The organism is Micromonospora sp. NBRC 101691, from assembly GCF_030269285.1.
Classification (GTDB): Bacteria; Actinomycetota; Actinomycetes; order Mycobacteriales; family Micromonosporaceae; genus Micromonospora; species Micromonospora echinospora.
The window spans coordinates 42,817-60,965 of the sequence record NZ_BSTB01000001.1 but is presented as its reverse complement, the minus strand read 5'-3'; the positions used below and the strand labels follow the sequence as shown (position 1 = coordinate 60,965).

Here is an 18,149-nt window from a genome sequence, read left to right as displayed (position 1 = left end):
GCTACCCCCTGTCAAGTTGTAAAGGGAAGGCGATGTGGGTCCAACTGGCTAATGAACAGTGCTTTTGGGTGACGCACGCGGGGGTTTCAAGTTCGTAAGTGGGTAGACTGATGATGCTTCAACTATGGTCCGGAGGAGGTTGTACGGCTCGGCAGAGCTACAGGAGCGCCTGGGTGTCTCGCGCGTCCGGGTGGTTCAGCTCACCAGCCGTCCGGACTTCCCGGAGCCGTTCGATCGACTGGCCGGCGGTTCGGTGTGGCTGGTCGAGGACGTGGAAGCCTGGATCAGCGAGCACCAGCCGTGGAAGGCCAGAGGGGCGGACGAACCCCCGCCGCCAGAAGACTGAACCGCGAATGATGCCCCGGCGGCCGGCGTTCCAGTCGGCGGCGTGGGACGCCCCGCGGTGAGGAGGAAGCAGGTTAAGTCGGTTGCGCCCTACGCTGTCCTCATGATCACTCTGCCGGAGACGTGGTGCGCTCCCGTGGTGCGAGGGGACTTCCGTGACGACGGGGTGTGGGAGCGGCTCAAACACGAGATCGCCAATCCCACCGACGAGGGCTTCCGGGCCGGGGTCGAGTTCGTCGAGGACCGTGCGCTGAACGTGGACTTCTTCGAGTTCGCGCGGGCGACGGACCCGGACGGCGTCTTCCGGGGTTTTCAGCCGTACCGGGCGCATGGACGGGGCAGCTCGACAGCGTCGCAGACCCATGTGCCCGTCCCGCGGCACCACCACAGGCCGCACCGGATCAGCCAGGCGGACCTACACCCGGCCGCACCTCGACATGGCTCCGCTCGGCTGTCGTTTCCGTCCAAGACCCGGCCCGGCCCGGCCGATAGCCTCGGGACGTGGGCCGGGAACGAACCGGCCTGAGCTGCGGTGTCGGACGACGGATGCGGAGATTGTGGTGACGCGCGAACTGGTGTGGACCGGGTTCATCTCGCTCGACGGGATCGTGGACTCGCCCGGGGGGACGGCCGAGGGGCACCCGGCCGGGGGATGGGTGTTCCGGACGCCGTTCGACCCGGAGTCCTTCTCCCTGAAGGGTGAGGAGCTTCAGGAGACCACCGCGCTGATGTTCGGACGCCGCAGCTACGAGGCGTTCGCCTCGGTGTGGCCGCAGTCCGACGACCATGCGGCCTACCGGGACCTCCCGAAGTACGTGGTGTCCACGACGCTGGACGAGGGCGGGCTGGTCGACGGGTGGGGCGAGCAGCAGATCCTGCGCTCGGTGGCGGACGTCGCCGCCCTCAAGAAGACCGACGGTGGTGCGATCTTCGTCCACGGCAGCGCCGAGTTGGCGCGCAACCTGGCCGACGCCGGCCTCGTCGACCGGTACAACCTCCTGGTCTTCCCGGTGCTGCTCGGCGCGGGGAAGAGCGTGTTCCCCCGGCGCGAGCAGGAGGAACAGAGGCTGGCGCTGCGCGAGTCAGCCGCCTACCCCAACGGGATCCTCAAGGCCGTGTACGACGTCGTCCGATAGGTGCGACAGCCCGATCGCACCGCCGAGGCGGCCCCGGAGCTGGCCGGCGGTGCGTCCCACGTACCGCCGTAGCGTCCGCGCGAGGTGCGGTTCGTCGTAGTAGCCGAGCAGGCCCACCACGACGCCCACCTCCTCGCCGCAGGACAGCAGGTCCGCGGCGGTCCGGGCGCGTTCGATCTGCCCGACGGCACCACGGGTGAGCCCGGTGACGGTACGGAACCTCCGCTCCAGGGTCCGGGACCCGCCGGCCGGGAGACGGCCGTCCAGCGCCGCCGTCACCAGCGGGTCCCGCACGAGGACGCCGGTGCGGACGAGCCGCGCCACCAGCGCTTCGGCATCGTCGTCGACGCGCGGCGTCGTCCAGCGCGCGCCGTCGAGCCAGAACCGCCCCGCCGTCGTGTCGGGCAGCTCCAACCCCGAATTGACGAACGACGACGTGGGAGCCATCCGCAACGCGGTGCCGACGGCGAACTGGATGCCGACGAAACGGGCATCCGCCGGCACGGGCGCCGTCCGGGTGCGTTCCTCCGGACCCGTGACAGCCGCGTACGACGTCCCGTCGCTCTCCCAGAACACGAGCCCCCAGGTCTCGCTCGCGACCGAGGTCATCTGCGACACTCCCGCGCTGCGGCTGGCCCACACGGAGGAGATCCACGGAGACTCCGAGGAACGCGAGGTGATCAGCAGTCCCACGTCGGAAACCCTACGACGCACGCCGGCCGGTGGGTGTCGTAGGGCGGGGGCAGGATGGGGGACGTGCTGGTCGCGGTGGTGGCGGGGGAGGGCGGCGGGGGCGTGCTGTGTCCGCTGCGCGCCGACGGGAGCCCGGCCGGTCCCGCCGAGCCGGTCGACGACCTCGCCGTCGCCGTCGCGACCCGGGAGCGCGCCGACCGGCCCCGCTGGGTCTGGGCGTCCGGCGCGACGGTCTACCCCGGGCTGCTGCGCGCCGGGGTCCGGGTCGAGCGCTGCCACGACGTCGAGCTGACCGAGGCGCTGCTGCTCGGGTACGCCGGCCACTGGGGCGAGCCGCGTTCGCTGGCGGCGGCCTGGGCCCGGCTGACCGGCGCGCCGGTGCCGCCCGACCCGCCGCCGCGTCCGCCCGCGCCGCCCGGTGACGGTCAGGTCGCGCTCTTCGACGCGCCGTCCGGGCCGCCCGGTCCGGGCATCGAGGCGTTGACCCGGGTGTACGCCGACCAGCTCGCCCGGATCGCCGCCACCGCCCACCCCGGCCGGTTCCGGCTGCTGGTGGCCGCCGAGTCGGCCGGCGCGCTGATCGCGGTGGAGATGGGCACGGTCGGCCTGCCCTGGCGGGTCGACGTGCACGACCGTGTCCTCACCGAGCTGCTCGGCGAGCCGTCCCCGGTGGGCGGGCCGCCGCGCCGCCTGGCCGAGCTGGGCACCCGGATCGCCGACGCGTTCGGGCTGCGGCAGCTGCACGCCGACTCCCCGGCCGAGCTGCTGCGCGCGTTCGCCCGGGCCGGTATCGAACTGCCGAACACCCGGGCCTGGGTGCTGCGGGGGGTGGAGCATCCGGCGGTGCCGCTGGTCCTGGAGTACAAGGAGCTCTACCGGATCTGGACGGCGCACGGCTGGGCCTGGCGGGACGCGTGGGTCCGCGACGGCCGGTTCCGCCCCGAGTACGTGCCCGGTGGGGTGGTCTCCGGTCGGTGGGCCACCCGGGGCGGCGGGGCGTTGCAGATCCCGAAGGTGATCCGCCGGGCGGTGGTGGCCGACCCGGGGTGGCGGTTCGTGGCGGCCGACGCCGGCCAGTTGGAGCCCCGGGTGCTCGCCGCGGTCTCCGGCGACGCCCGGTTGGCGGCGGCCGGCGGAGCGGGCGACCTCTACGCCGCCCTGGCCCGGGACGCCTTCGGCGGTGACCGGGCCCGCGCCAAGCTCGCCCTGCTCGGGGCGATGTACGGGCAGACCGGCGGGTCGGCGGTGCCGGCGCTGGCCGTCCTGCGCCGGCACTATCCCACCGCGTTCGGGTACGTCGAGGCGGCGGCCCGTACCGGGGAGGCCGGCGGGCTGGTCCGCTCCTGGTTGGGCCGGACGTGCCCGCCCGGCTCGGTCGGCTTCGGCGACGATCCGGCGGGGGAGGAGGGCGGCGGAGACCCGCAGGGCCCCCGGGCCCGGGCGGCCCGTTCCCGGGGGCGGTTCACCCGCAACTTCGTCATCCAGGCGACCGCCGCCGAGTGGGCGTCCACGCTGCTCGCCACGCTGCGGACGGGCCTGGCCGGCACCGACGCGGAGCTGGTCTTCTTCCAGCACGACGAGGTGGTCGTGCACTGCCCGGCGGGGCAGGCGGAGGCGGTGACCGGGGCGGTGGGCGACGCGGGCACCCGGGCGGCGGCGCTGCTGTTCGGTGACACCCCGGTCCGGTTCCCGCTGGACCTGTCGGTGGTCGACTGCTACGCCGACGCCGACTGACGGTCAGGTCGGATGCGTCTGGGTTGTACTAAATATCCGATTCGCCCCCGCCACCGATCAGGGGCGGTGGTCGTTGCACCCGGTGTGCGAATCGCAGGAATGATCATCGCCGCGGGTGGCGGCCGGCGGATCGGCGGCCCCGAGGCGCTGCTGCGCCTCGGGGAGCGCCCCCTGGTGGACCGGATGGTCGCCACGATGATCGAGGCGGGCTGTGACCCGACCGTGGTCGTCCTCGGCGCGGCCGCCGACGAGGTGCGTCGGACCGCTGAGCTGGACGGGGCGACGGTGGTGGTCAACCAGGCCTGGGGCACCGGCGTCGGCTCGTCCATCCGGGCCGGTCTCGCCGCACTCACCGACGACGCCATCGAGGCCGTCGTGGTGGTCCCGGTGGACATGCCCGGCCTCACCGTCGAGGCGGTCCGCCGGGTCGTCGCGCTGCCGTACCCGGACGTGCTGGTCTGCGCCACCTACGGCGGGCTGCGCGGCTACCCGATGCTCTTCGGCCGCCGGCACTGGGCCGGCATCGCCACGCTGGCCCGCGCCGACGTCGGCGCGCGGCCGTACCTGCTGGCCCACAAGGACCTGATCGTCGACATCGCCTGCGACGCGGTGGCCGACGGCAGCCGGGTCGACTCCCCGGAGCTGATGACGCTCTACGGGCTCAGCGTCCCGCCGCAGCGGATCGGCGCCTGAGCGGGGGCGGGGTACGGGTCGACACGGACGCGACGGTGTGAACGGGGTGGGGCGGGACGAGGCGGGTGGTCCGCCGGATCCGACGGTCGAGTTCTTCCAGCGGATCGGCCAGGGCCGCCCCGCCATGCTCTCGGACACGGTCACGGCGACCCTGCGCATCGAACTCGACGACGGGGGGAGAACCACCAACTGGTTCGTGTCCGTCGACCGGGGAACCGTCCGGGTGGCGGCGGAGCGGCGTGCCGCCGACGCCGTGGTGCGGACCAGCAAGGAGTTCTTCGACCGGCTCGTCCGGGGCGAGGCGAACCTCTTCGCGGCGCTGGTGCGCAACGCGGTCGTCAACGAGGGCGACGTCACGGTGCTGGCGCATCTGCGGAAGCTGCTCACCGGGATGGCGCACATGCAGGACCCGCCCTGGGTCAACTCCGGCGGGCGTGGGCGGGGATGAACGGATTCGTCAACAACCTGGACGGCATCAACTTCGTCGTCAGCGACGGCAACGGAGACATCCACCCGTCCCGGACCTACCCGACCGGTCTCTTCTCGTACGACACCCGGTTTCTGTCGACCTGGCGGCTGAGCATCAACGGCGAGTCGTTGAACGCCCTGTCCAAGGACGATCTGCAGTACTTCGAGTCGCGGTTCTTCCTCGTCCCCGGGGCGCCGACCCACTACGTCGACTCCACGATCTCGGTGGTCCGGCACCGCCTGCTCGGTGGCAGTTTCAGCGAGAAGCTGATCATCCTCAACCACGGCGGCGAGCCGGCGGACCTGACCGTCTTCATGGAGGTCGGTTGCGACTTCGCGGACCTCTTCGAGATCAAGGACGTCCGGCCGAAGGTCGGCCGGGTGGTCACCTACGTCCAGGACGACCGCCTGCACTTCCGTTACGAACGGGAGGGCTTCCGGCGGGAGACGGTCATCTCGACCAGCGAGCCGGCCAAGCTGGACGGTCGCGGGATCACCTTCGAGATCCGGGTGCCCCGCCGCAGCACCTGGAGCACCCGCCTGCACGTGGAGGCGCTCGTGCAGCCTCCGCCGGTGTGGTCCGGCACCAGAGCCTCCCTCCAGGTGCACGCCGGGCGGGTCGGCAGGCGGATGCGGGAGGAACTCGACGAGTGGATCGCCCGGGCGCCGCGCCTGGTGGGTGGGTGGAAGGACCTGGACGAGGCGTACCAGCGGAGCCTGGTGGACCTGGCCGCGTTGCGCTACCCGCCGTGGGGGCTGCCGGGGAGCGTCCCGGCGGCCGGGCTGCCCTGGTTCATGTCCGCCTTCGGCCGGGACAGCATCTTCACCTCCCTCCAGACGCTGCCGTTCGCACCGGAACTCGCCTCCGCGACCCTGCGCGTGCTGGCGGTCACCCAGGGCGCGGCCTTCGACGACTTCCGCGAGGAGGACCCGGGAAAGACCATCCACGAGGTGCGGTTCGGGGAGTCGACGGCGTTCGAGGAACAACCCCACTCGCTCTACTACGGATCGGCCGACTCGACCCCGCTGTTCCTCGTCCTCCTCGACGAGTACGAACGCTGGTCCGGTGACGCCGACCTGGTGCGCGAGTTCGAGTTCGAGGCACGGCTGGCCCTGAACTGGATGGACACCCACGCCGACCTGGTCGGCAACGGCTACATCTGGTACGAGCGGCGGAACACCGTGAACGGCCTGGAGAACCACTGCTGGAAGGACTCCTGGGACGCCGTCTCCTACCGCGACGGCACGATACCGGCGCCGCCCCGGGCCACCTGCGAACTCCAGGGCTACGCCTACGACGCGAAGCGCCGCGCCGCCCGCCTCGCCCGGGAGTTCTGGGGCGACCCGGCGTACGCCGACGCGCTCGACGCGCAGGCGGCCGACCTCCGGCGACGCTTCAACCGCGACTTCTGGGTGGCGGACGGCGAGTACTACGCCCTCGCCCTCGACCCCGAGGGGCGGCCCGTCGACGCGCTCTCCTCGAACATCGGTCACCTGCTCTGGAGCGGCATCGTCGAGCCGGACCGGGCCGCAACGGTCGTCCAGCACCTGCTCGGCCCGGACCTCTTCTCCGGCTGGGGGGTGCGCACCCTCGCCCGGAGCGCGGAGCGGTACAACCCGATCGGCTACCACGTCGGCACGGTGTGGCCGTTCGACAACTCGGTCATCGCCTGGGGCCTGTGGCGCTACGGTTTCCGCCGGGAGGCGGCCCGCGTCGCGAAGGCGGTCATCGACGCCGCCCGGTACTTCGACGGCCGGCTCCCGGAGGCCTTCGCGGGCTACGACCGGGAACTCACCCGCTACCCGGTCCAGTATCCGACCGCCTGTAGCCCGCAGGCCTGGTCCACCGGGGCGCCCCTGCTGTTCCTCCGGACGATGCTCGGCCTCGAACCGGACGGCGAGCGGCTGACCTCCGATCCGGTGCTGCCCGAGGGGATCGGCCCGCTCGGTCTGCTCGGCGTTCCCGGCCGGTGGGGCCGGGTCGACGTCGTCCCGGCCGGCAGGTGACCTCGCCGGGACGGTACGGCGGCGGCACCGACGGCCAGCTTCGACGGTTGATCCTCGCGCTGGCCCTGCTGTCCGCGCTGGCGCTGTCGGCCTGCACCCGGCCGGCGCCACCCCCGGCTCCGCCGTCGCCCACCCCGCCCGCCTTCGCCAGCGAGATCCGGCCGGTGACCGAGGCGGACGTGGCGGGCAGTTGGCGGCCGGGCTGCCCGGTGGGCCCGGAGCGGCTGCGGCTCGTCCGGCTGACCCACTGGGACTTCGCGGGGCAGCCGCGCACCGGCGTCCTGGTCGTGCACGAGGCGGTCACCGCCGACGTGGTCACCGTCTTCGACGCCCTGTTCCGGCAGCGGTTCCCGATCCGGCAGATGCGACCGGTGGACGTCTACGGCGGTGACGACGCCGCGTCGATGGCCGCCGACAACACCTCCGGGTTCAACTGCCGCCGTGCGGTGACCGAGGGGGCGGCGAGCTGGTCGACCCACGCGTACGGGCGGGCGATCGACGTCAACCCGGTGGAGAACCCGTACCTTTTCGGCGGTCGGGTGCTCCCGCCGGCCGGCGCGGCGTACGTCGACCGTGGCGCGTACCGGCCGGGGATGGCGGTGCCGGACGGCGTCCTCGTCCGGGCGTTCGCGGCGGTCGGCTGGTCCTGGGGTGGGGTCTGGTCCAACCCCGACTACCAGCACTTCACCACCGAGCGCTGACGCCGCAGCCGCGCCCGCCCGCCCTTCCCCACGGGCGCGACGGATCGAGAGCTGTCGGCGTTGCTCTTGACATTGATGAATGAATTCGCCAGTATCCGAAAATGTTGTAAGCGCTTTCAGTCTGCGCCCGTCCCGGCCTGTCGACGCAAATGGCCGAACGCGGGCCGGTTGCATTGGAGGTTGTCCCATGGCGACGTGGACGCGGCCCCTGGCCGCGCTCGGACTCGCCACTGTCCTGCTGGTCGCCGGCTGCGGCCGGGACGAGGACGGTGGCGCGGAGGGCCCCGGTAGGAGCATCGGCGAGGGCAAGGCGACCGGCGAGGTCACCGTCTGGGCGATGGGCACCGAGGGCGAGAAACTGGGCGTCCTCGCCGACGCCTTCATGAAGGAGAACCCGGACGCCACGGTCAAGGTGACCCCGATCCCGTGGGACGGAGCGCACGACAAGATCGCCACCGCGATCGCCGGCCGGCAGACCCCCGACGTCAGCCTGGTCGGCACCACCTGGATGGGGGAGTTCGCCAAGACCGGAGGGCTCGACCCGACCCCGGCCGACCTGGTCGCCAAGGACGACTTCTTCCCCGGCGCCTGGGAGACCACCGTGGTCGACGGCACCTCCTACGGCGTCCCCTGGTACGTCGAGACCCGCCTGCTCTACGTCAACAAGGCGGTCGCGGCGAAGGCCGGGATCACCACCGCCCCGCAGACCTGGGAGGACCTGAAGACCGCGATCACCCCGTTGAAGACCAGGGGCGGCGCGAAGTGGGGCGTCTCCTTCCCGGCCGGCGGCCCCGGCTCCTGGCAGGCGGTGCTCCCGTTCGTCTGGCAGAACGGCGGGGACGTCCTCTCCGGCGACACGTTCGCCCTCGACAGTCCCGCCACCGTCGAGGCGCTCGGCTACTACCAGTCCTACTTCACCGAGGGCCTGAGCCCGAAGGACCTACCCCAGGGCACCCTCGAACCGGAGTTCGTCAAGGGGAACCTCGGGGCGTTCGTCTCCGGCCCCTGGCACATCAACCTGCTCTCCGAACAGGGCGCGGCCGACAACTTCCAGCTCTGGCACATGCCGAAGCGGCAGGCGGCCACCTCGTTCGTCGGCGGCGGCAACCTCGCGGTCTTCAAGGACGCCAAGAACCGCGACGCGGCCTGGAAGTTCGTCGAGTACCTGTCCCGCCCGGACGTGCAGATCACCTGGTACCGGACGGCGTCGGACCTGCCATCGGTGACGAAGGCGTGGGACGACCCGGTGCTGGCCGGCGACCCGCACCTGGCCCTGTTCGGCAAGCAACTGGAGGACGCCAAGTCGCCCCCGGCGATCGCCACCTGGGAGCAGGTCGCGGTCGGCATGGAAGCCGAGGTGGAGAAGCTCACCAAGACCGGTGCCAGCCCGCAGGACGCGGCCCGCGCGATCCAGCAGAAGGCCACCTCGATCGGGACGGGAGCCTGACGTGACCGCACCGGGCCGCCACGCCGGGCGGGGCGGCGCGACCCACCGGGGGCTCACCGGCTGGATGTTCGCGCTGCCGTTCGCCGTACCGTTTGCGATCTTCCTGGTCGGCCCGGTGCTCGTCTCGCTGCTGATGAGTTTCACCGACATCCGCCTGGCCGACCTGCGCACCCCGCTGGCGGTCGAGTTCGTCGGACTCGACAACTACCTGCGCCTGGCCGACGACGAGGTGTTCCTGAAGTCGATCCGGAACACCGCGCTGGTGGTGCTCCTCGGCATCCCGCTCACCCTGGGGCTCGGCCTGGCCGTGGCCCTCGGGCTGAACTCCGGGCTGACCCGGTTCAGGGCGCTGTTCCGGGTCGGCTACTACCTGCCGGTGGTGACCAGCATCGTCGCCGTCTCGGTGGTCTGGCGGTTCGTCTACCAGAAGGACTCCGGCCTGGTGAACGGCTTCCTCGGGCTGTTCGGGGTCACCGGCCCGAACTGGCTGGAGAGCACCCACCTGGCCCTGCCCGCGCTGATCGTGATGATCGTCTGGCGGGGCCTCGGCTTCCAGATGGTGATCTTCCTGGCCGGGCTCCAGGCCATCCCCGAGCAGCTCTACGAGGCCGCCCGGATCGACGGGGCCAGCGCCTGGCAGCAGTTCCGGCACATCACCCTGCCGATGCTCAAGCCCACCCTGCTGCTCTCCACCGTCATCGGCACGGTCGGCCTGATGCTGGTCTTCGAGGAACCCTTCGTGATGACCCAGGGCGGGCCGCTGCACTCCACCGTCTCCGTCTCGCAGTACGTCTACAGCCAGTTCGGGTTCGGCAACTACGGCTACGCCTCCGCGATGAGCTACGTGCTCTTCCTGGCCGTCGCGGCGCTCGGCGTGGGCTGGTTCCGCCTGCTCAAGTCGGACTCCTGAGGAGCGGCGCATGGCCACCCCCGTGATCGACGACACCACCGTCCGGCCGGCTCCGGCAGCGGGCCGGACCCGCCGTTCCCGCGACCGGGTCGCCGCGACCGTCCTGCACCTGCTGCTCGGCGGCGGGCTGCTGCTGATGGTCGGCCCGTTCCTGTGGATGCTGGTCTCGTCGCTGAAACCCGAGGGCGAGGTCCGCCGGGTGCCGCCGACCTGGTGGCCGGAGGCGGCCACGCTGGAGAACTACCGGGAACTGTTCGGCCGGCTGGACTTCCCGCAGTACTTCACCAACTCGGCGGTCGTCGCCACCCTGGTCACCGTCGGCAACGTGCTGATCTGCGCGGCCACCGGGTACGCCCTGGCCAAGCTGCCGTTCCGGGGCCGGCGCGGGCTCTTCGCCGCCGTGGTCGGGACGATCATGGTGCCGCCGGTGGTCTGGTTCATCCCGGTCTTCGTGCTGGTCAGCAACCTCGGCCTGGTCAACACGTACGCGGGCCTGGTCCTGCCGAACATCGCCCAGGCGATCAACGTCTTCCTGATGCGGCAGTTCATGCTCTCCGTACCCGACGAACTGCTGGAGTCGGCGCGGATCGACGGGGCCGGCGAGTGGCGGATCTTCTGGCGGATCGTGCTGCCGCTGTCCCGGCCGGCCATGGCGACCGTCGGCATCCTCACTTTCCTCGGCTCCTGGAACAACTTCCTCTGGCCGCTCGCGGTCGCCACCACCGAGGACAGGTACACCCTGCCGGTGGCGCTCGCGCTCTACAGCGTCGGGCAGAACGAGGCCCGGTACGGGCTGCTGCTGGCCGGTTCGGTCGTCGTGGTGCTGCCGATCCTGCTCGTCTTCCTGGTCCTGCAACGCCACTTCGTACGGGGTATCGCCACCACCGGTCTCAAGTGACCCACACCCGCAGGAGGTTCCGATGAAACGCAGGTCCGTGCTGACGCTGGCCGCCGGCGCGTCGGCGGCGCTGCTCGTCCCGTCCGGGGCGACCGCGGCCCCGGCCGGCCGGTCCGGCGACTCCGACCGGCGACTTCTGCTGCGCTACGCGGCCGACACCTGGCGGTCGATGACCGCCCTGGTGGACCCGGGCACCGGGCTGCCGGCGGACAACATCGACGGTGACCTGAGCACGGCCAGCCGGTCCCGGTACACCTCGCCGACCAACATCGGCTGCCTGATCTGGTCGGCGGTCGCCGCCCGCGAGCTGGGCCTGGTCTCCCGGGGCGAGGCCCGCCGCCGGATCCGCGCCGCCCTGGACACGCTGGCCCGCCTGGAACGCCACCCGTACTCCGGGATGTTCTACAACTGGTACGACCCGGCCAACGGGCAGCTGCTGCGCACCTGGCCGATCGACGGCTCGACGGTGCACCCCTTCCTCTCCAGCGTGGACAACGGCTGGCTGGCCGCCGCGCTGATGGTGGTCGGCAACGACGACCCGGCGCTGCGCGCGTCGGCCGGCCGGATCCTCGCCGGCATGGACTTCGGCTTCTACTACGACGCGAACGCCCGGGGCGCCGACTTCGGCGCCGGCCTGCTGCGCGGCGGGTTCTGGCCGGACCGCCCGCCGAACGGCGGCGTCGAGGACAACTACCGGGGCCGGGGCCCGAACGTCTGGTACACCGGCCACCACTACGGCACGCTCAACAGCGAGACCCGGATCGGCAGCTACGTCGCGATCGCGCTCGGCCAGGTACCCCGGGAGCACTACTTCGCCATGTGGCGCACCTTCGAGCCGAACTGCGACTGGTCGTGGCAGGAGATGAAGCCGGTCGGGGAGTACACCGAACACCTCGGCATCCGGGTCTTCGAGGGCGCGTACCGGCACCGGGGACGGCAGTACGTGCCGAGCTGGGGCGGCTCCATGTTCGAGGCGCTGATGCCGGACATGCTGGTGCCGGAGGCCCGGTGGGCGCCGGACAGCTGGGGCCGCAACCACCCGGTGTTCGTCCAGGGGCAGATCGACCACGGCCTGCACGAGGCCGGGTACGGGCACTGGGGCTTCTCGCCGTCGTCCGACCCGGCCGGCGGCTACCGGGAGTACGGCGTCGACCCGATGGGCCTGGACACCGACGGCTACACCAGCGACCAGGAACGCACCCGGGTCAACCTCGGCTTCGACGGCTGCCGCCCCGCCGACCCGCTCCCCACCGTCTACGGCGACGGCGTGGTGACCCCGCACGCGGTCTTCCTCGCCCTGCCGTACGCCCCCGGCGAGGCGGTCGACCAGCTGGCCCGGCTCCGCGCCGACTTCGACTGCTACGGCCCCGGCGGCTTCCACGACGCGGTGGCGGTGCGCAGCGGCGCCGTCGCCCACCGGTACCTCGCCCTCGACCAGGGGATGGTGCTGGGCGCGCTGGGCAACCTGCTCGGCGGTGACGCGCTGCGCCGCCGGTTCGCCGCCGGACCGGCCACCGAGCGGCTCCGCCCGCTGCTCGGGATCGAGGAGTTCGCCGTACCGGTCGGGTGACCGCCACCGAGGGGCCCGCGCGGTCGGGGAGGACCGGCCGCGCGGCCACGGGGATCGACGGCGCACCGCCACGAGGGGAGAGGACGAGGATGGGCAACGAGCAGGTGGCCACGCCGACCGGGGACGCCCGCGCCGACTGGGAGGCCCGGATCGGGCTGCGCCGCCACGGCGGCAGTGGTCGGGAGGCGCTTCCGCCACCGACCGGGCTGCGTGCCGTCGGCGGGCGGGGACAGGTGACCCTCGACTGGGAGCCGGTGCCCGGGGCGGTCGGCTATCTGGTCCACCGGGCGGACCGGCCGGACGGGCCGTACCTTCCCCTGGACCACCAGGGCGGCGACGTGCTGGCGGTGCCGCACCCGCCGTACGCGGACACCACCGGCGAGCCGGGCCGCACCTACCACTACGCGGTGGCCACGCTGGCCGACGTGGACGTGTGCGGGGAACCGGGGGCCGGCGTCGCCGTGGCGTCGACGCCCGACGGCCCGGCCGCCGTCCGGGTCGCCGTCGACGCCGCCGGAACCGACGGACCGGTGCACCGCCCGTGGCGACGCATGATCGGCGCCGAGCGCCTCAGCCACCTGCTCTGCGCCGACACCACGGGCGGGCGGCCGATCGGCGCGGAGTTCACCGAGGCACTGTCGATCATGCGCCGGGAGTTGGGCGTCGAGACGGTCCGCGCGCACGCCATCCTGCACGACGACGTCGGGGTCTACCGGGAGGTCGACGGCCGGCCGGTGTACGACTTCTCCCGCGTCGACCAGATCTACGACACGCTGCTCGGCCTCGACCTGCGCCCGGTCGTGGAACTCTCCTTCATGCCGGCCGACCTGGCCCGGGAGCCGGACAGGACGGTCTTCGCCTTCGACGCGATCATCTCCCCGCCCCGGGACTGGGACCGCTGGGCCGACCTGGTCCGGGCCCTCGTCACGCACCTGGTCGACCGGTACGGGCTGGCCGAGGTCCGCCGCTGGGAGTTCGAGGTGTGGAACGAGGCGAACCTGGAGGTGTTCTGGACCGGCACCCGGGAGGAGTACCTGCGGCTGTACGAGGTGTCCGCCCGCGCCGTCCGGGACGTCGACGCGGCGTTGCGGGTCGGCGGTCCCGGGTCGGCCGCCGCCGCGTGGAACGGCGCGCTGCTGGACCACGTCGCCCGCACCGGCGCCCCGATCGACTTCCTCTCCACCCACACCTACGGCAGCCCGCCGCTGGACCTGCGTCCGCTCTGCGAGGCCGCCGGCCGACCCGACCTGGAGCTGCTCTGGACCGAGTGGGGCATCACCCCCACCCACTTCAACCCGGTCACCGACGGGGTGTTCGCCGCCGCCTTCCTGCTGCGTGGCATGCGCTCCGCCGCCGGCCGGATCGAGGCGTTGGCGTACTGGGTGGCCTCCGACCACTTCGAGGAGCTGGGCCGGCCGCCCCGGCTGTTCCACGGCGGGTTCGGCCTGCTGACCGTCGGCAACCTCCGCAAGCCCCGGTACTGGGCGCTGGCCGCGCTCGCCCGGCTCGGCGACGACCAGTTGCCGGTGACCGTCGACGGCGACGGGGCGGGTTCCCTGGTCGAGACGTGGGCGGCCCGGCACGCCGACGGCCGGGTGCACGTCCTGGTCTGGAACGGCACCCTCGACCAGTCCAAGGCCGGCGGGGCGCCAGCGCTGGAGCGGGACGTGCGGGTCGACGTCGCCGGGCTCGCCGACCGGCCGTACCGGGTGACGCACTGGCGGGTCGACGCCACGCACTCCAACATCGAGGAGGTCTGGGCGCGGCACGGCGGCGGGGACTGGCCCGACGACGCGCAGTGGTCGCAGCTGCGGGCGGCCGACACCCTCGACCGGTACGAACCGGACACCGAGGCACACCCGGCGGACGGTGTCCTCGGCTGGGCCTTCCCGCTGCCCATGCCGGGCTTCTCCCTGCTGGAACTCGTGCCGCTCGACTGAGCCGCACGTGGCCGCCGGGCCGGAGGCCCTCGCTGTCTCCGGCCCGACGGCGGCCGGGGCGCTGCCGCCTCCGGCCCGACCGGCGGCCCGGGGCCAGCCGGCCCGGGAGGCACCGTGACCAGGTCGGACCCGTCCGGGCACCGTAGCCTGGAGCCGGAGAACGTCGACGACGCGGAGTGGTGGGGTGACGAGACCGGACAACGAGGCGGCCGGCCGGGCGGACGGTCCGCACCGCCGCCGCCCCACCGTCTACCAGGTGGCCGAACTGGCCGGAGTGTCCATCGCCACGGTCTCCCGGGCCCTGCGCGCCGACGAGCCGGTGGCGCCGGAGACCCGGCGGCGGGTGCTGGCCGCCGCGCGGACCCTGAACTGGTGGCCGAGCAGGGCCGCGCAGACGTTGGCCGGTGAGAAACACGACGCGGTGGCGATCATCATGCCCGACCTCGCCGGCCCCTACTACGCCCAGGTCGTCGCCGGCTTCGAGTCGGAGGTGGTCGGGCGGGACAGCGTCGTCATGGTGATGGCCACCCACGGCCGGGCCGCCTCCGAGCGGCTGGTACGCGACCTCGCGTCCCGGATCGACGGGCTGGTCGTGATGGGCGAGAGTGTTCCGGAACCGACCCTCCAGGAGATGGTCACGCAGGTGCCGGTGGTCCTGCTGGCCCGCCCGGCGCTGCCCGCCGTCACCACCGTGGTCTGCGAGAACGTGCAGGCGGCGGAGACCCTGACCCGGCACCTGTTCGACCACGGACGGCGTCGGCTGCGCTTCGTCGGCGACCCGGAGGGCACCCCGGACGTGCGGGAACGGTGGACCGGGTTCGTCCGGGCGCACACCGACGCGGGCGTGCCGCTGGTCGGCGGCCCGGTCGAATGTGAGCGCCTGGAGGCGGAGAGCGGCTACCGGGCGGGGCTGGAGGTCCTCCGCGACCCGGAGGTGGACGCCGTCTTCTGCGCCAACGACGAACTCGCCTCCGGGGTGTACCGGGCCGCCGCCGAGGTCGGGCGGACCGTGCCCGGGGATCTCGCGGTCACCGGCTGGGACGACGTGACCCTCGCCGCCCACCTGTCGCCGCGCCTGACCACGGTGCGTCAGCCGATGCGTGAGCTGGGGGCCGCCGCCGCGCGGCTGCTCTTCGACCAGATCGGCGGTGCCCGTACACCGACCACGGTGCAGCTCGACACCGAAGTGGTGATCCGGGCCAGCTGCGGCTGCCCCGGTTGACCGACGCCGGTGCTCCACCCCGGCGCGCGCGGTGATCGCCCCCGTGGTGCGGCATGTCGGGCGGTCCGCACGCGTGCAGAGGCCGACATGCCGCAATTCGAGTCGATCACGTGGCGGTCGGGCCGGGCCGCACGCCGGGTCAGACGTCGGTGGTGAAGCGCTCCAGCACCGAGGGGGCGACCAGGCCGATGGCGGCGAGGACGGAGACCACGGTGAGCACCGAGCGGACCACCACGATCTCGGTCTTGCCGCCGGCCCGCAGCGCGATGCTGTTCGGCAGGCCGATCGGCGTCCACATTCGGCGTTTGATCGGGATGGGCCAGAGGATCGGCACCCCGGCCTTGGTGACCATGTCGCCGATGATGTGCACGAAGCAGCCCACCCCCATGGCCAGCCCGATCATCGGGTAGCCCCGGTCACCGGGCAGGTTCGCGAAGGTGTACCAGGCGCCGGCGGCCGAGGTCAGCGTGACGATCACCCAGCCGGCCCGTTCCGCCCAGCGGTCGAAGAGGCCGCGCAACGCCAGGCCGATCATGAAGAACAGGATGCCGACCACGGCCCACTTGCCGTACGCGGTGCAGAGCGCGGTGGTGCCCCAGCCGACCAGCACGGTGAACGGGATGGTGTGGGTCAGCGTCCGGTGCCCGTTGCTGCGTTTCGGGTCGCGGCTGAGCTTGGTGGCGTAGTACACGCCGAGCGACACCTTCTCGATCACCTCGGCTACGAAGAGCGAGAAGACCCCGAAGGTGCGGGCGACGGTGGCCCCGCCCTGGTTGCGGGTCACCTTGCCGGAGAGGTCGAGGTCGGGGAAGAGCGCGCCGCCCGCGCAGACCGCCGTGCCGACGGCGAGCGCCAGGGTGGACTGTTCGTAGTCGGCGAAGTGTTCCAGCGCCAACGACCCGGTCAGCCACACCGCCGCGCCGGAGAGCGCGTGCGACGGTCCCATCATGTCGGTCATCCTCCCCCGGAGATCGTGATCGACAAGTTACGGCACCGGGGCGACATCCTGGCTGTCGGGTACTCGTCCGTCGGCAGTGGAACCACACGTTCCGGCCGCGGCCCCGGGGGAGGCCGCGGCCGGAACAGGCCCGTCACCGCCGGCCGGTCCGGCCACCCGGCCAGCGCGGCGGAGGCTTCGGCTCCGCCGTCCAGCGGGGCGGGAGGCGCTCGGCTCCGCGGTCAGCCTGGCGGGAGACTTCCGGCTACCCGGTCAGCGGGGCGGGAAGCGCAGGACCCGGTCGTCGGTCGCGGCCGGGGAGCCGCGTCCGTCGCGGTTGCTGGTGGTGACCCAGAGGTACCCGTCGGGGCCGTACTCCACGGTGCGCAGCCGGCCGTACGTGCCGACCAGCTCGGCCACCGGCGTGCCCGCGCCGCCGGAGGTGGTCAGCGGCACGTTCCACAGCCGGGTCCCGCGCAGCGCGGCCACGTAGAGCCGGTTGCCGACGATCGCCGCGCCGCTCGGGGACGCCTGCGCGGGCGACCAGACCACCAGCGGGTCACGGAACCGGGGGTCGTTGGCCCGGCCCTCGACGATCGGCCAGCCGTAGTTGCCGCCCCGCACGATGACGTTGACCTCGTCCCACGTGTTCTGCCCGAACTCGGTGGCGAGCAGCCGGCCCTGGGCGTCCCAGGCCAGACCCTGCACGTGGCGGTGACCGAGGCTGTAGACCAGGGAACCGGCGTACGGGTTGTCCGCCGGGACCGTGCCGTCCGGACGCATCCGGAGGATCTTGCCGTTGCGGCTCTGGAGGTTCTGCGAGGTGGACGTCTGCCCCGCGTCGCCGACCCCGGCGTAGAGCATCCCGTCCGGACCGAAGGCGATCCGGCCGCCGTTGTGAATGCTGGCCTTGGCGAGTCCGGTGAGGATCGGCTGCTGGGTCTGGGGCGTGCTGAGCCGGAAGCGGGCGATCCGGTTGTCGGTCGAGGTGGTGAAGTAGACGTAGACGTAGCCGTCCTGGGCGTGCGTGGGGGAGACCGCCAGCCCGAGCAGCCCGCCCTCGCCGCCGGGGGCGACCCCGGCGATCTGGGTCACCGGCGTGGGCGCCTGGCCGGGCCGCACCCGGACCACCTGGCCGGAGTTGCGTTGTGCGACCAGGGCGGAGCCGTCGGGGAGGAAGTCCATCCCCCACGGCACGGTCAGGTTGCTGGCGACCACCTGCGGTCGCGTGAAGTCGAAGTCACCGAGGGCTTCGACCGTGGCGCTCGGACCCGGCGCATGCTGGGCCGGGTCGGCGAGCGCTGCGGCCCCGCCCCCGGTCAGCGCGACACCCATCGTCGTCGCTGCCACGATCATCAACCGGACTCTCACGACAAACACCACCATTCTATCAGCGATTTCCGTCAATATATATCGCAACGAGTGATCAAATCGATACGGAAAGCGCT

The 18,149-nt window shown here is 72.5% G+C and carries 17 protein-coding genes; 14 read left to right on the top strand and 3 right to left on the bottom strand.

Annotated elements, in window-relative coordinates:
* Positions 1 to 190: 190 nt before the first annotated feature.
* The 3 genes from QSK20_RS00230 to QSK20_RS00220 all read left to right on the top strand — a co-directional run bounded on the left by QSK20_RS00230 (position 191) and on the right by QSK20_RS00220 (position 1,481).
* Entirely contained in the window at positions 191 to 346 is a 156-nt protein-coding gene (locus QSK20_RS00230; RefSeq protein WP_352232266.1) for a hypothetical protein, read from the top strand.
* A 102-nt stretch (positions 347 to 448) separates the two neighbouring features.
* Complete coding sequence (locus QSK20_RS00225; protein WP_285786514.1) at positions 449 to 871, top strand: DUF6924 domain-containing protein; 423 nt, start codon at positions 449 to 451, stop codon at positions 869 to 871.
* Positions 872 to 905: 34 nt separating this feature from the next.
* Positions 906 to 1,481, top strand: a complete 576-nt coding sequence (locus QSK20_RS00220; protein WP_285786513.1) for a dihydrofolate reductase family protein — start codon at positions 906 to 908, stop codon at positions 1,479 to 1,481.
* On the opposite strand, the gene QSK20_RS00215 is transcribed toward QSK20_RS00220, so the two are convergent.
* Positions 1,428 to 2,174, bottom strand: coding sequence for a helix-turn-helix transcriptional regulator (locus QSK20_RS00215; protein WP_285786512.1), 747 nt, complete (start codon positions 2,172 to 2,174; stop codon positions 1,428 to 1,430). The genes QSK20_RS00220 and QSK20_RS00215 overlap by 54 nt on opposite strands.
* A 54-nt stretch (positions 2,175 to 2,228) precedes the next feature.
* Between QSK20_RS00215 and QSK20_RS00210 the strand changes: the two genes are divergently transcribed.
* From QSK20_RS00210 to QSK20_RS00160, 11 genes are all read left to right on the top strand, one after another.
* The gene (locus QSK20_RS00210; RefSeq protein ID WP_285786511.1) at positions 2,229 to 3,908 is read left to right on the top strand and encodes a bifunctional 3'-5' exonuclease/DNA polymerase; all 1,680 of its coding nucleotides are present in this window, start codon (positions 2,229 to 2,231) and stop codon (positions 3,906 to 3,908) included.
* Between the two features lie 99 nt (positions 3,909 to 4,007).
* Positions 4,008 to 4,601, top strand: a complete 594-nt coding sequence (locus tag QSK20_RS00205) for a nucleotidyltransferase family protein (protein ID WP_145836058.1) — start codon at positions 4,008 to 4,010, stop codon at positions 4,599 to 4,601.
* 37 nt (positions 4,602 to 4,638) lie between these two features.
* Positions 4,639 to 5,049 (top strand): SCP2 sterol-binding domain-containing protein, encoded by a 411-nt coding sequence (locus QSK20_RS00200; RefSeq protein ID WP_285786510.1) that lies wholly within the window; start codon positions 4,639 to 4,641, stop codon positions 5,047 to 5,049.
* Complete coding sequence (locus tag QSK20_RS00195) at positions 5,046 to 7,076, top strand: amylo-alpha-1,6-glucosidase (protein ID WP_285786509.1); 2,031 nt, start codon at positions 5,046 to 5,048, stop codon at positions 7,074 to 7,076. Before QSK20_RS00200 ends, QSK20_RS00195 begins: the two co-directional genes overlap by 4 nt.
* Positions 7,073 to 7,777, top strand: a complete 705-nt coding sequence (locus tag QSK20_RS00190) for a M15 family metallopeptidase (RefSeq protein WP_285786508.1) — start codon at positions 7,073 to 7,075, stop codon at positions 7,775 to 7,777. The genes QSK20_RS00195 and QSK20_RS00190 overlap by 4 nt, the downstream gene beginning before the upstream one ends.
* Before the next feature lie 187 nt (positions 7,778 to 7,964).
* Positions 7,965 to 9,224 (top strand): sugar ABC transporter substrate-binding protein, encoded by a 1,260-nt coding sequence (locus tag QSK20_RS00185; RefSeq protein ID WP_285786507.1) that lies wholly within the window; start codon positions 7,965 to 7,967, stop codon positions 9,222 to 9,224.
* 1 nt (position 9,225) lies between these two features.
* Positions 9,226 to 10,134 (top strand): carbohydrate ABC transporter permease, encoded by a 909-nt coding sequence (locus tag QSK20_RS00180; RefSeq protein WP_285786506.1) that lies wholly within the window; start codon positions 9,226 to 9,228, stop codon positions 10,132 to 10,134.
* Between the two features lie 10 nt (positions 10,135 to 10,144).
* Positions 10,145 to 11,032, top strand: a complete 888-nt coding sequence (locus QSK20_RS00175; protein ID WP_285786505.1) for a carbohydrate ABC transporter permease — start codon at positions 10,145 to 10,147, stop codon at positions 11,030 to 11,032.
* Between the two features lie 22 nt (positions 11,033 to 11,054).
* Entirely contained in the window at positions 11,055 to 12,602 is a 1,548-nt protein-coding gene (locus QSK20_RS00170) for a glucoamylase family protein (protein WP_285786504.1), read from the top strand.
* Positions 12,603 to 12,691: 89 nt separating this feature from the next.
* Positions 12,692 to 14,542: a GH39 family glycosyl hydrolase gene (locus QSK20_RS00165; RefSeq protein WP_285786503.1), complete on the top strand. Its 1,851-nt coding sequence runs from the start codon at positions 12,692 to 12,694 to the stop codon at positions 14,540 to 14,542.
* Positions 14,543 to 14,726: 184 nt separating this feature from the next.
* A complete protein-coding gene (locus QSK20_RS00160) occupies positions 14,727 to 15,764 on the top strand; it encodes a LacI family DNA-binding transcriptional regulator (protein ID WP_285786502.1) in 1,038 nt (345 codons plus the stop codon).
* A 139-nt stretch (positions 15,765 to 15,903) separates the two neighbouring features.
* On the opposite strand, the gene QSK20_RS00155 is transcribed toward QSK20_RS00160, so the two are convergent.
* Together QSK20_RS00155 and QSK20_RS00150 are read right to left on the bottom strand one after the other, a co-directional pair.
* On the bottom strand, positions 15,904 to 16,713 hold the full coding sequence (locus QSK20_RS00155; protein ID WP_285786501.1) for a metal-dependent hydrolase: 810 nt from the start codon (positions 16,711 to 16,713) through the stop codon (positions 15,904 to 15,906).
* 261 nt (positions 16,714 to 16,974) lie between these two features.
* Complete coding sequence (locus tag QSK20_RS00150) at positions 16,975 to 18,057, bottom strand: PQQ-dependent sugar dehydrogenase (RefSeq protein WP_285786500.1); 1,083 nt, start codon at positions 18,055 to 18,057, stop codon at positions 16,975 to 16,977.
* Positions 18,058 to 18,149: the final 92 nt, after the last annotated feature.

What these genes read in the sequence shown, in the direction of transcription:
- QSK20_RS00225 (WP_285786514.1), top strand. Translation starts at nt 449, where the DNA reads ATGATCACTCTGCCGGAGACGTGGTGCGCTCCCGTGGTGCGAGGGGAC.
- QSK20_RS00175 (WP_285786505.1), top strand. Translation starts at nt 10,145, where the DNA reads ATGGCCACCCCCGTGATCGACGACACCACCGTCCGGCCGGCTCCGGCA.
- QSK20_RS00210 (WP_285786511.1), top strand. Translation starts at nt 2,229, where the DNA reads ATGGGGGACGTGCTGGTCGCGGTGGTGGCGGGGGAGGGCGGCGGGGGC.
- QSK20_RS00150 (WP_285786500.1), bottom strand. Translation starts at nt 18,057, where the DNA reads ATGATCGTGGCAGCGACGACGATGGGTGTCGCGCTGACCGGGGGCGGG.
- QSK20_RS00155 (WP_285786501.1), bottom strand. Translation starts at nt 16,713, where the DNA reads ATGATGGGACCGTCGCACGCGCTCTCCGGCGCGGCGGTGTGGCTGACC.
- QSK20_RS00165 (WP_285786503.1), top strand. Translation starts at nt 12,692, where the DNA reads ATGGGCAACGAGCAGGTGGCCACGCCGACCGGGGACGCCCGCGCCGAC.
- QSK20_RS00195 (WP_285786509.1), top strand. Translation starts at nt 5,046, where the DNA reads ATGAACGGATTCGTCAACAACCTGGACGGCATCAACTTCGTCGTCAGC.
- QSK20_RS00185 (WP_285786507.1), top strand. Translation starts at nt 7,965, where the DNA reads ATGGCGACGTGGACGCGGCCCCTGGCCGCGCTCGGACTCGCCACTGTC.
- QSK20_RS00170 (WP_285786504.1), top strand. Translation starts at nt 11,055, where the DNA reads ATGAAACGCAGGTCCGTGCTGACGCTGGCCGCCGGCGCGTCGGCGGCG.
- QSK20_RS00205 (WP_145836058.1), top strand. Translation starts at nt 4,008, where the DNA reads ATGATCATCGCCGCGGGTGGCGGCCGGCGGATCGGCGGCCCCGAGGCG.